General features: G+C 48.6%; 13 protein-coding genes. All 13 read left to right on the top strand.

Annotated elements, in window-relative coordinates; translation table 11 throughout:
- Positions 1-123: 123 nt before the first annotated feature.
- The 13 genes from EQU24_RS07785 to EQU24_RS07720 all read left to right on the top strand — a co-directional run bounded on the left by EQU24_RS07785 (position 124) and on the right by EQU24_RS07720 (position 13,033).
- Positions 124-2,166: a chemotaxis protein CheA gene (locus EQU24_RS07785; RefSeq protein WP_017840028.1), complete on the top strand. Its 2,043-nt coding sequence runs from the start codon at positions 124-126 to the stop codon at positions 2,164-2,166.
- A gap of 16 nt (positions 2,167-2,182) precedes the next feature.
- Positions 2,183-2,692 carry a chemotaxis protein CheW gene (locus EQU24_RS07780; RefSeq protein ID WP_051056271.1) on the top strand — a complete coding sequence of 170 codons (510 nt, stop codon included), beginning with the start codon at positions 2,183-2,185 and terminating at the stop codon, positions 2,690-2,692.
- Between the two features lie 42 nt (positions 2,693-2,734).
- Positions 2,735-5,098 (top strand): methyl-accepting chemotaxis protein, encoded by a 2,364-nt coding sequence (locus EQU24_RS07775; RefSeq protein ID WP_017840030.1) that lies wholly within the window; start codon positions 2,735-2,737, stop codon positions 5,096-5,098.
- Between the two features lie 133 nt (positions 5,099-5,231).
- Complete coding sequence (locus tag EQU24_RS07770; RefSeq protein ID WP_014149303.1) at positions 5,232-5,729, top strand: chemotaxis protein CheW; 498 nt, start codon at positions 5,232-5,234, stop codon at positions 5,727-5,729.
- A 41-nt stretch (positions 5,730-5,770) separates the two neighbouring features.
- Positions 5,771-6,109 carry an STAS domain-containing protein gene (locus EQU24_RS07765; RefSeq protein ID WP_017840031.1) on the top strand — a complete coding sequence of 113 codons (339 nt, stop codon included), beginning with the start codon at positions 5,771-5,773 and terminating at the stop codon, positions 6,107-6,109.
- 2 nt (positions 6,110-6,111) lie between these two features.
- Positions 6,112-6,975, top strand: a complete 864-nt coding sequence (locus tag EQU24_RS07760; RefSeq protein WP_017840032.1) for a CheR family methyltransferase — start codon at positions 6,112-6,114, stop codon at positions 6,973-6,975.
- Positions 6,972-7,610 (top strand): chemoreceptor glutamine deamidase CheD, encoded by a 639-nt coding sequence (gene cheD, locus EQU24_RS07755; RefSeq protein ID WP_017840033.1) that lies wholly within the window; start codon positions 6,972-6,974, stop codon positions 7,608-7,610. The genes EQU24_RS07760 and cheD overlap by 4 nt, the downstream gene beginning before the upstream one ends.
- A 10-nt stretch (positions 7,611-7,620) precedes the next feature.
- Complete coding sequence (locus tag EQU24_RS07750) at positions 7,621-8,661, top strand: protein-glutamate methylesterase/protein-glutamine glutaminase (RefSeq protein ID WP_017840034.1); 1,041 nt, start codon at positions 7,621-7,623, stop codon at positions 8,659-8,661.
- A 10-nt stretch (positions 8,662-8,671) separates the two neighbouring features.
- On the top strand, positions 8,672-9,877 hold the full coding sequence (locus EQU24_RS07745) for a methyl-accepting chemotaxis protein (RefSeq protein ID WP_017840035.1): 1,206 nt from the start codon (positions 8,672-8,674) through the stop codon (positions 9,875-9,877).
- Positions 9,878-9,927: 50 nt separating this feature from the next.
- Complete coding sequence (locus tag EQU24_RS07740) at positions 9,928-10,236, top strand: STAS domain-containing protein (protein WP_017840036.1); 309 nt, start codon at positions 9,928-9,930, stop codon at positions 10,234-10,236.
- A gap of 365 nt (positions 10,237-10,601) precedes the next feature.
- Complete coding sequence (locus EQU24_RS07730; protein ID WP_017840038.1) at positions 10,602-11,561, top strand: ATP-binding response regulator; 960 nt, start codon at positions 10,602-10,604, stop codon at positions 11,559-11,561.
- A gap of 97 nt (positions 11,562-11,658) precedes the next feature.
- Positions 11,659-12,279: a hypothetical protein gene (locus EQU24_RS07725; RefSeq protein ID WP_017840039.1), complete on the top strand. Its 621-nt coding sequence runs from the start codon at positions 11,659-11,661 to the stop codon at positions 12,277-12,279.
- A gap of 25 nt (positions 12,280-12,304) precedes the next feature.
- Complete coding sequence (locus EQU24_RS07720; RefSeq protein ID WP_014149312.1) at positions 12,305-13,033, top strand: oxygen-binding di-iron domain-containing protein; 729 nt, start codon at positions 12,305-12,307, stop codon at positions 13,031-13,033.
- The last annotated feature ends 114 nt before the right edge of the window (positions 13,034-13,147 follow it).

The following is a 13,147-nucleotide window of genomic DNA, read 5'->3' as shown; positions in this document are numbered from 1 at the left end:
CGTTGTTAACGAGACGAAATTCGTAACAAATAGATATCAGCTATTGATGTTTTCTTTTGTTACCGCCGCATCCGTTTCAATCAACATCATTTGTAACAACAACCTTCAGATACGGACCACTTAATGTCTATTGATATGGCGCAATTCCACCAGATTTTCTTCGAAGAAAGCTTCGAAGGACTTGATATCATGGAATCCGGCCTATTAAACCTAGACATGGGCGATGTCGATGCCGAAACCATCAATACGATTTTCAGAGCCGCGCATTCGATCAAGGGCGGGAGTGGAACATTCGGGTTTTCCGCAGTAGCCGACTTCACGCATGCAATGGAAACACTGCTCGATGAAATGCGCGACGGCCGCCGAAAAGTCACTCAGCCGGCCGTCAATGTTTTGCTAGGATCGGTCGATTGCCTCCGCGAAATGCTAACTGCAATTCAAGACGAAAAAATCTTAGATGAAGCTAAAGTCACGGAGCATAAAAAAGCGCTCGACACCGAATTAAACGGTGGCGACAATACCGCATTGCCCTCTGTACAACCAACGCAACCTATCGCATTTGAAAACGAAAACGCAGGATGGCGTATCGCCTTTAGCCCCCATACCGATTTGCTTAAAACCGGCAACGACCCGGTCAGAATGTTTCGTGAATTGGCCGAACTGGGGCAAATCGATATTACCGTAGACCTACAGGGCGTGCCCGGACTTTACGAACTCGACCCCGAGGAATGCCATCTTTCCTGGCAAATAACCGTGCATGGCGATATCCCGCGCTCGGAAGTCGACGATATTTTCGATTGGGTCGAGGAACATTGCGACCTTGCCGTGCAAGACATCAAACAAACGACACAGGCTTCCTCGCCGGTATTCGACGAACCCCCTCAAACCGCTGCAATTGAAACAACGCCTCCTTCTTCGGCAACCAATCCTCCCATTGTCAGCGAGTCTGGTCAAAGCGAAAAAATAAACGCCGATAAAACCCCAAGCGCCGGCAAAAGCTCCGCCTCGATCCGTGTCGATACCGCCAAAATCGATACACTGATTAACATGGTCGGCGAATTGGTCATTACCCAATCGATGCTGAGCTTAATCGGCGAGCATTTCGACCTAAATAAACTGGATCAACTCAAAAACGGTCTCGCACAACTGGAACGGCATACGCGCGAACTGCAAGAAAGCGTCATGAATATCAGAATGCTGCCCATCAGTTTCGTATTCAGCCGCTTTCCTCGACTGGTTCATGATTTGAGCTCGAAACTGGGCAAAAAAATTGAACTACAACTCATCGGCGAACATACCGAAGTCGATAAAACAGTCGTCGAACTCATTAGCGACCCCCTGGTACATTTAGTTCGAAACAGCCTCGACCACGGTATCGAAACACCGGATGAACGCATTGCGGCAGGAAAACAAGAAACCGGCACCGTCACACTCGAAGCTTATCACCGGGGAGGTAATATCGTCATCGAAGTCAGTGACGACGGACGCGGATTGGACAAAGACAAGTTGCGGGCCAAAGCGCTGGAAAAAGGACTGATTCAGGACGATGCCGTATTGAGCGACAAACAGACCTTCGAACTCATTTTCATGCCCGGGTTTTCGACCGCCGAACAACTAACCGACGTATCCGGGCGCGGTGTAGGCATGGATGTCGTCAAACGGAACATTCAATCGCTTGGCGGCAATATCGATATCGTTTCGCAGTTGGGCACAGGCTCTACCATGGCGATCTATTTGCCGTTGACGCTGGCGATCCTGGACGGCCAATCAGTTGCGGTCGGCGATGAAACCTATATCATACCGCTCGGCTCCATTATCGAATCGATTAATGTCACCGAACGTATGATCAATCGCGTGGCCGGAAAAGGCGAAACCTTCCGGCTGCGCCAGGAATATTTGCCTATTATCCGCATGCATGAAATTTTTTCGGTCCCGAATGCGAAAGCGACCAAATTAACCGAAGGCTTACTGGTGGTCGTCGAAGGCCAAGGCATCCGCTGCGGCCTGTTCGTCGACGACCTTTTAACGCAACAACAAGTCGTCGTTAAGTCGCTCGAAGCCAATTACCGACATGTCGAAGGCATATCGGGCGCAACCATTCTTGGCGACGGCTCGGTTGCCTTGATCCTGGATATTCCAGGACTCGTCCGTTTATCGAACCATTGACCGAATGAACAACAAAATGGCAAACACAGACGATCAGTCCCAACAACAGCCGGACAGCAAAAAGTCGTCCGATATGGCGCAATATTTGAGTTTTACACTCGGCGACGAGGAATATGGCGTCGATATTTTGCGGGTACAAGAAATCCGCAGTTGGGAACCGGTATCCAGAATTCCGAATGTCCCCGCTTATGAAAAAGGCGTCGTCAATCTGCGCGGCGCAATCGTGCCGATCATCGATTTGCGCGAACGTTTCAACCTTGGCCACTCCCACTACACGCCGTTGACCGTCGTCGTCGTCCTGCAAGCCTTCATCGGCAGTAAACCTCGGGTGATGGGCGTGGTCGTCGATTCGGTTTCGAACGTAATCGACATTGAAAAAACCAGAATTCAAAGCGCGCCCGATTTCGGCGCCAAAGTCAGCACCGAATTCATCAACGGCCTCGCATCGTTCAACGAACGCATGGTGATGCTGCTGGATGTCAACAAATTACTTAAATTAGAAGGCGTGGATAACGATGAAAATTAACCGCCTTCGATTGAATGCCACAGTTTACGGGGAAACCTTACAATGAAAATGAATATGCCTGTTACCGATCGTGAAATCATGATGAAGCAGGGCACGATCCTGGTCACCAAAACCGACTTGAAAGGCTGCATCATCTATGCGAACGACGCCTTCGTCGAAATCAGCGGTTTCACCCGTGATGAACTCGTCGGCTCGAACCATAACATTGTTCGTCATCCCGACATGCCCCCCGCTGCATTCAAAGATTTATGGGAAACGATCAAAGCAGGGCGCCCGTGGATCGGTTACATCAAAAACCGCACCAAAACTGGCGATTACTATTGGGTCGAAGCCAACGTCACGCCGTATTTCGAAAATAAACGGATTGCCGGCTATTTGTCGGTTCGCCAAGCTCCTTCTCGCGATCAAATCGATCATGCCGAAGAGCTTTATCAAAAAATCGCCGCGGATCGAGCCAGCATCAGACCGACCGGAATTGCGGCTAAACTAACTGCGGTCAAACAAGGCGCATTGTCTAAAAAAGCCGGCCTCGCCTTTTTGCTGCTGTTATTGCCGTCACTTCATGCCGGCTATCAAGCCATGATCGACGGCAACATTATCGCCCTTGCCGGCTATTCGCTATCGTCATTGTTGGGCTTGATATTAGGCATTCATACCTTCCGCTTGATGCTCGGCTCAATCGAGCAGTCGATCGTATTTTGCCATAATGCCGCGAGCGGTTTCTTCCGTAATAAGGTCGACATCGACCGCTTGGATCAAATCGGCGACCTCAATCGAGCACTCCAATCGATGCAAGTCAAACTGAATGCCGATTTGTCCGCGACACTCGAAGCCGGAGCCGTCACCGAGAGACTCAAGCAAGCGCTGGATCAAGTGACCGGCAATGTCATGATGGCCGATGCGGACTGCAACATCATCTATATGAATCATGCCGCGAAACGCCTATTCAAACGTAATGAAAACCACTTCCGACGAGATTTGCCCGACTTCAATGCCGACACATTGATCGGTTCGAATATCGATAGTTTTCATAAAAACCCGGCCCACCAACGCGGTTTGCTGGCAAAATTAACGCAAACCTACAAAGCCGAATTGATGATTGGCGGCCGCACAATGGTGGTCATTGCAACACCGGTATTCGCCGGCGAAACACGGCTCGGCACGGTCGTCGAATGGATCGACCGCAGCGACGAAGTCAGCATTCAGCATGAAATCGCCGAAATCGTGCAACAGGTCAAGTCCGGCGAACTCGGCGGACGTGTGAATCTGGACGGCAAGGAAGGCTTCTTCGAAACCTTGAGCGAGGGTATCAATGAATTAACCGACGTCATCGAACGCGCCTTCAGCGATGTCGCACGCGTCATGCAAAGCATGTCGACCGGCGATTTGACGCAACGCATCACGAACGATTATGAAGGCGTCTATGCTCAATGTAAAAACGATATCAACGAAACGCTTGATAAGCTCAGCGAAATATTCGAACAAATCAGAAGCTCGGCCGACTTCATTAGCAATACCTCTCAACAAATCGCGAGCGGCAACAACAACCTCTCGCAACGGGTAGAAACCCAGGCGGCCAGTCTCGAAGAAACCGCATCGAGCATGGAACAACTGACCGGCACCGTCAAAAACAATGCCGACAATGCGCAACAAGCCAATCTGGTTTCCAGTAATGCCCGGCAACTCGCGGAAAAAGGCGGGACCGTAGTCGCTTCAGCCGTCTCGGCAATGGCTGAAATCAACGACAGCAGCAATAAAATCGCCGAAATCATCGGCGTCATCGATGAAATCGCTTTTCAAACCAACCTGCTTGCCTTGAACGCTTCGGTCGAGGCTGCCAGGGCCGGCGAACAAGGACGCGGCTTTTCGGTCGTTGCCACCGAAGTGCGCAATCTAGCGCAAAGAAGTGCCGTCGCGGCAAAAGAAAGTAAAGAGTTGATTCAAAATAGCGTACAAAAAGTAAGAACCGGCACCGACTTTGTCAATGAAACCGGCTCCGCATTGCAAGAGATCGTGCAAGGCGTCAAAAAAGTCGGCGATATCGTTTCGGAAATCGCCGCCGCCAGCATGGAGCAATCTCAAGGCATCCTGCAAGTCAATCAAGCGGTTTCCGAAATGGACGAGATCACACAACAAAATGCCGCACTAGCCGAACAGGCATCTGCCGCCAGCATGTCGATGACCGATCAAGCCACTCAGATGGCGAATTTATTGAGTTTTTTCAAGCTGGGGCAAAACATGGACAGATCTAAACAGACTTTCGAAACAATAACGGATAAACCGAAACCGGCAGTTGGAAAAACAACGGCATCAGCGCCGTCGAAACAACATTCAACACAAGCAAAACCAACGGCGCCCACATTCAATACACCGATACAAGACGACGATGAATGGGAAGAATTTTAAACCTTAAACAGACCCTATGACGGATCGATTCGAGTTTCGCGACGCGTATTGAATAGCGCTTTACCTAATCATTCCGACACACTCGGCGCGTGATGCATAAAACAGGAAGGTTTTCACAAAGGATCAACAAGTTATGACGAACAACCAAACCATCGCGAAAAACACCCCCGCCTCCGAACAGTTTTTGACTTTTGAACTGGCCGGCGAAATGTATGGCGTTGAAATACTAAAAGTCCAAGAAATCAGGGGCTGGGAGCCGATACGCAAAATCCCTAAAACGCCTGGTTATATCAAAGGCGCGCTGAATCTTCGCGGCGCCATCGTCCCGATTCTCGACTTGCGCGAACGCTTCGATATCGCCACCGTAGACTATTCGCCGACGACCGTCGTCATCGTTATCAATGTCGCAACGGCCTCAGGACAAATGGTCATGGGGGTCGTCGCCGATGCTGTGTCCGACGTATTGGATATTCGTCATGACGACATCAAAAAAGCGCCCGACCTAGGCACTAACATCGATACTCGTTACATGCGCGGGATGTATGTCGCCAAGCAAGGCATGATCATGCTGCTCGACGCCGATAAACTCCTGAATCCGGACGAACTCGATCAAATCGGTCATTTGTTATGAGCGACATGTTTAAAAACGCCCCCCACATGGAAAATCCAGCCATGAACCATGACACAACCACGACCGATGCGGGGGATTTAACAATGGCCGAAGGTCCGATAATGCTGGACGCCGTGTTAAATATCCGTCACATCAACGAATTACACGAGTCTCTACTCAAGGCCTTCGAATCCCGTGACACACTGGAAGTCGATGCATCGGCGGTAACGGCCGTCGATACTGCAACCTTACAATTACTCACCGTGTTAAAACAGGAGGCTGTCAAATCGGGAAAACACGTCGTTTTCGACTTTCCATCGGATAAATTCATCGATAGCGCTCGCTTACTCGGCTTGGCCGAACTGCTCGAAATCGACCACCCCGCATCCGGTTTATTCTAAAAATGAGCGTGCCGCCGCGACAAGAGCCGTCCTCACTACAACAATTTCGAGAGTTCGAATACACTCGTGCGGACTTCGATCGCTTAAGAGCTTTGTCGAACAAGCATTCCGGCATTTTAGTTCCGGACGACAAGTTCGACATGTTTTATTCACGCCTTACCAAGCGCATCAGAGCGCTGAGACTAAACAGTTTCAAGGAGTATTGCCAACTTCTGGAGGACGGTTCCACGCAGGAATTCACGAACTTCATCAACTCAATCACGACCAATCTGACCGCATTTTTCAGAGAAAACCATCATTTCGACTATTTAAAAAAAACCGTCATCCCGGAATTGATCAAAAAAAATCAAACTTCTCGGCAAATTAGAGCCTGGTCGGCAGGTTGTTCGACCGGCGAGGAAGCGTATTCGATAGCAATGACGCTGCTGGAAAATTTGCCTGCCGGCTGGACCGCCAAGATTCTGGCAACAGACATCGACACCCAAGTATTGGATATCGCGGCCAACGGCGTATATGAATTGAACCGGATCAACGGTATACCCGAGGAACATCTGAAACGTTGGTTCAAAAAAGGCACCGGCTCGCAAATCAACAAAGTCAAAGTCAAACCGGAACTGCGGCAAATGATTACATTCAAGCAACTAAATCTGATGCAGGATTGGCCGATTAAAATCCCTTTCGACTTTATTTTTTGCCGTAACGTTTTTATTTATTTCGACCGGGAAACCAAAAAAACATTGGCCGCGAAATATTCGAACTTATTAACTATCGACTCCTGTCTGTTCATCGGTCATTCGGAATCGTTGCAACAAGTTGCCGATCAATTCGAATTAATCGGTAACACAATTTATCGCAAGGTCGGATGACGATGTCTAACGAGATCAAACCGCCTGCCCTGCCCGGTTTCGCATCAATCAATCGTTATTGGGACCGTGAAAACGACATCATCGCGGCAAAACTGCTTCCCGGCGAATATTATGTAACCAACGAGAACGAAATGATTACAACCGTACTCGGTTCCTGCATCGCTGCTTGTATTCGGGATAGCGTCCTCGGTATCGGCGGAATGAATCATTTCATGCTGCCGGAAACCTCGACCGAACAAGCGAAAAACGCAGGTTATTCGCTGCTCGGTAGCGCAACACGTTATGGCAACTACGCGATGGAGCATCTGATCAACACGATACTAGCCTCCGGCGGCAAACGTAAAAACCTCGAAGTCAAAGTTTTCGGCGGTGGAAAAATCATCCCGAGCTTGAGCGATGTCGGATTGCGCAACATCGGTTTCGTGCTCGATTATATCGATACCGAAGCATTGAACTTATTGGCTCAGGATCTAGGCGATATTTATCCGCGCAAAGTCAACTTTTATCCGAAAACAGGGAAAGTCCGCATGAAAAAAATCAAAAATCTACACAACGATACGATCGCGTTACGCGAAAACAATTACCGAAGCCAAATTAAAAATGCCGCAGTCGAAGGCGAAATCGAGTTGTTTTAGGAAACAAGGCATGAAAAAAATACGATTATTGATAATCGACGACTCGGCTTTGATCAGAGCGCTGTTGACCGAAATATTCAACAGCTCGCCCAATATCGAAGTGGTTGGAACCGCCGCGGACCCTTACATAGCCCGTGAAAAAATCAAGCAACTCGACCCCGATGTCTTGACGCTGGATATTGAAATGCCGCGCATGGATGGCTTAACCTTTTTGCGCAACTTGATGCGTCTTCGGCCCATGCCGGTCGTAATGATTTCCACATTGACCGAACAGGGTGCCGACGTCACGCTTGAAGCATTGAAACTCGGCGCAGTCGATTTCGTCGCAAAACCCAAACTGGATCTGGCGCACACGCTGAAAGAATACACCGAAGAAATGATCGGCAAAGTCACCATGGCAGCCGGCGCGCGAATCCAGGATAATACTCCCGTTTCCATACCGGTTAAACCCGGAGTTATCAACCGAAACCGTAAAGGCACTCCACAAAAACCGCTCATTGCACTCGGCGCATCCACCGGCGGCACCGAAGCAATCAAACGGATAGCCGGTATTCTTCCTGCAAACACCCCGCCCATTGTCATTTCGCAGCATTTGCCTGCAGCGTTTAGCGCCTCGTTTGCCAGACATGTCGACGAGGTATCGGCAATGACGGTGATGTTGGCACAAACGGGGTTGAAAATTGAGCCCGGGCATATTTATATTGCACCGGGCGATAGGCATTTAAAGATTACTCGGGAGCACAAGGCTTATTTCTGCCAACTCGATGACTCCAAGCCAGTCAACCGACACAAACCTTCGGTGGACGTGATGTTTCATTCGGTTGCGGAACAAGTCGGCGATCAGGCCATCGGCGTCATGCTAACCGGCATGGGTGTCGATGGCGCGGCCGGCATGAAGGCCATGCACGAGGCAGGCGCTTTCAACATCGTACAAGACGAAGCCAGCAGCGTCGTTTGGGGTATGCCCGGCGAAGCTTATAAAATCGGAGCCGCCGATATCGTTCTGCCGATCGATCAAGTCGCGGAACAAATTGTGGCTTTAATCCAATAGGAGATAATCAATGGATAATTTGCTGAAAAAACCCGCCCTACCTATCGTATTGGCCATCGTCGCGGGAATTTCGCCGGCTTTATTTGCCGTAACGACTCTGTATTGGATATTCCTGCCCATCCTATCAATCGGTTGGTTATTAACGATATATGGGGGCAAATCCTCGGCGAAGCCCACGGAATCGAATTCGCCCAAGTTAGACAAAATCGAGACCGATCGATTACTCGAACGTTATATCAACGATCTACAAGCCTGCGCCGCGCAAGAACTCAATACCTTTAACGAAGAATTGCAACAAGTCAAATCGGTCGTATCGGACGCGGTCGTGACTATGTCCGACAGCTTCAATGGCATGCACACACTTGCCTCTCGGCAAAATGAAACTATGCTATCGCTGATCAATAACCTGGGCGAATCAAACGATAAACAAGAATCGGGCACCTTGAGCTTTAAGCAATTCGCCAAGGAAACCGATATCGTACTAACCGATTTTATCAACCATATTCTCGCGGTCAGTAAACAAAGCATCGAAATGGTCAATGTCGTCAACGATGTCGAATCGCACATGGAAATCATCAGCAAATTATTGGCCGATGTTCAGGGTATCGCCGACCAAACCAATCTATTAGCGCTGAACGCCGCGATCGAGGCGGCAAGAGCCGGAGAAGCCGGACGCGGTTTCGCGGTAGTCGCCGACGAAGTGCGTAAACTATCTAAAAACTCGGATAAATTCAGCGAGGAAATCAAAACCGTCGTTAGCGATTCGAAAACCAATATCGGTCAAGCCAAGCGCATGATCGAGACGATGGCATCGAAAGACATGACAACAACGATCCATTCGAAAGCTCATATCGATGAAATGATGACTGAAATTGCCAAACTCAATACCTTGATCGATCGAAAAGTCAAAGATGTTTCAGAGCTAACCCAACAAATAGAAAACAATGTCAACCATGCGGTCAGAGCCCTTCAATTTGAAGACATGACAAGGCAACTGATCGAATACATGCAAGCCAATACACAGCATTTTCAAGCCTTGATCGATGAAATGCGCATCGGTTTTGAAATATTGACGTCGAGCGATCAAGAAAACGTCGCCAATGAGCTGACTCACGGCATCAAGCGCCTCAACGATATGAAGCAACAATGGCGCACAAAAACCCATAAGGCCGTTATGCAAGGTTCAATGAATGAAGGCGATATCGAATTATTTTAACCGAAAGCACTCATTCAAGTTTTAACGATGCTCATATAGGAAGCAAGCAAATGGCATTAGAAATCATTCATCATCCGGAAAAAAAAGAATTGACCGTCCGCATTTCAGGACGCTTCGATTTCAGCGTTCATCAAGACTTTAGAAAAGCAACCGAATGGGATCGAGATACCGTCAAAACCATCAATGTGGATTTAAAGAATACCGAATACATGGATAGCTCCGCATTAGGCATGCTATTGATATTGAGAGATAAGATGAATAACGCCCCATCAGCTATTCGCTTACTGAATGCCAAACCGGAAGTCAAAAAAATTTTGGAAATTGCCAATTTTCAAAAATTGTTTACATTGGTTCCGTGAAAGCGCTTGATTTGAAAATGAAGTTCATTAAGTATTTCAAAGCGATTATACCCATCGTAGATCAAAATTCGGCACAGGGGTGTCCGCCAAAGGACGCCGTGAATACGTCCATGTAGGCTCTATGCCAGCTCCATGCTGGCAAAGCCTTTGTCGGACACCCCGGCGCCTCCTCGGGAACTGCCGAAATTTGAAGTGCGAAAGATATACCTAAATATTCCCGCTAACCTTTTTGTGCGAACGACAGTTCTATACAAACACATAACAAGTTTTCGGATTAACTGCTTATTCTTCATGATCTTCATGGTGAAATGCTTTGTCTAGGTTTGTAGCCGTTGCAACGCCTCAATAAATTGGACGATTCTTAAATGCCGCGCAATAATCCTGTACCGGTTTCCGTATCCGCGAGAATTCTAATTGCATCTCCGAACCAAACTTTTACCGAAACCCTAAAAAAAAATTTAGTTAATCAAGGATACCTTGTCTCTATCGCATGCGAGCATAAAGAAGCCCTTAGTCTCATTGCTGCACAAGACCTCGATCTCATCGTCACCGCACCATTGCTAGACTATCGCTCTGGTAATATCGACGACGAGCCGAGTATTTCGACATTAGCACCGAACATCTCACAAGCAATTTTCATCGTCGAACCGGCCGGCTCGAAAGCGATGCTGAGTCGTTGTCTAAAAAATCCTAACCAAGCAACTGACATCCTGTTGTTCGATCCCGAATTTATTGAAAATCAAATAGCCCGACTGCTCCGCCATCGGCTCAAGCAAGCAACGAAATCGCCTACCGAACTACGCGCTTGCCAATGGGCTATCGCAATGCAGTTTAATATTGAAGGATTACGCCTGATGAATCCGATTCCGGCTATTATTGACGAATTGACAGAGCTGCATGGATTACACGGTCCGCGAGAAATGATCTTCACAATTGTCAGCGAATTATTTACCAATGCACTGGACCATGGGCTGCTCCGAATGGATTCCCTGCAAAAACAAACGCCCGAAGACTTTTTACATTTCTATGAGCTTCGCCAGGAACGATTGAACAGCGCCATGTCCGGCAAGATAGAAATAGCGATCGACTATCTTCCTAAGTCGGACGGCGGCCAATTCATCGTTGACGTCCAAGATAGCGGTGAAGGATTCAATATTGACGACATTTTTTCCGATCTCGATAACAACCAAAGTTTTTTCGGCCGGGGTATTCAATTAGTCACGCAATTGTGCAGCACCATCGAATATAACCCTTGCGGCAATCGAGTCAAAGCAGTATATGATTGGTATCACAAACAAAAAGACCAGGATAACTTGTGTTCTTGATTATTCAATATATTGCCGGTAAAACATAGAATGCGCGACCGTTGAAAAACAAAACCGATTTTTTTTATTTCCAACACCATCACTCAGTTCAAGCGCCATGACCGACAAAACGCACCAAACCAAATCCCAATTCGTTGCCGTTGCATCCATTGCCGCGGAGTTGAGCGCTGTGATGGAAGTTGCCAAAGAAATCTCGCTGGCCGCCGCAAACGCCAAGGCCATCGCCTTCCGAGCCGGAGAAAAAGCCAGAGGATTTCAGCCAATCACCGATTTCATCAACGAATTGGCCAAGGAAACGATAACATTGGTCAATGCCATCAACGAACACGCCTTATTGCTTTACCGTTTGACCGTCAATGAATATCGGACTTCGACCGCATTCGACAAATTCCAAGCCGCGACAAAAATGGCGGAAGGCGCGCAGTATCAATCCTCACTGCAAACTTCGACCGAAGCTGTCGAACAAAGAATGCTGGAGTGCCGAAAACAATTCAGGCGGCATGTCGGACAATTGCTCGATCAATTACAAGAAGTCATGCATCCGGCCCGAGCCGCGCGCGTCATTGCCGCCAATTCCCGAATAGAAGCGTCGCAAGCGGGGGAATACCTTCTTAGCTTACAGGCGGTTGCCGAAAGCGTCGATCGCGCCGCGCAAATCATTCACAATAACGTACAACGTTGCCGCAGTGCTTTGAATGTCATTAATATTAACGAATAACCGTAAAAAATAAGGCGAAAAAACCATGAAGATGACCCCAATATACGAGGGAGCGCACCGTTGGATCATGTTCGGCCGGGATACCAATAAACCTGCCAACATTATCGATACCAATCAATATATTGTGCGAACAGCGAATCGTTGTTTATTAATGGACCCCGGCGGTATCGAACTGTTCGCACCGATGCTGGCAGCCGTCTTGCATCATGCGCCGGTCGAGGAAATCACCGATCTATTCGCATCGCATCAAGACCCCGACATCATTTCCTCGCTGGGTTTGTGGGACCAAGCCCTGCCGAAAGCCAAACTACATGCCTCATCGCTTTGGGAAGGTTTCATCCGCCACTTCGGTTGCGAATCAATCGATTATGTCGGCATTCCCGATAACGGCGGCAAGATCAAGCTGGATTCTACCGAGCTGAAAATAATCCCGGCACACTACCTGCATTCATCGGCCAATTTTCATATTTACGATGCGGAAGCGAAAATCCTGATGTCCGGCGATGTCGGTGCGGCACTCGAAGCCTCCGGCGCGCCGATTTATGTCGATAATTTCGATAGCCACATCGATCACATGCGCTTCTTTCATCAACGCTGGATGCCATCGAATCAGGCTAAGAGAGACTGGATCGAGCGCGTTCGCAAACTCGACATCGACATGATGGCGCCGCAACACGGGCGCATTTTTAAAGGCGATAACGTTAAACGCTTTTTGGATTGGTTCGAAGGCCTGGAAGTCGGCATAGCCGTTTAAGCCAAAAACCCAGTAGGGTGCGCATCGCGCACCTTTCCATGGCACCTAACCCGACAACAGATTCCGACCCAAGTGCGCGATGCGCACCCTGATGCTTTATAGCCTTTTCAAAAG

The sequence above is a fragment of the Methylotuvimicrobium buryatense genome (assembly GCF_005931095.1).
GTDB lineage: Bacteria > Pseudomonadota > Gammaproteobacteria > Methylococcales > Methylomonadaceae > Methylotuvimicrobium > Methylotuvimicrobium buryatense.
The sequence above is the reverse complement of the archived record's forward strand: the minus strand, read 5'-3'. Positions and strand labels throughout refer to the sequence as shown.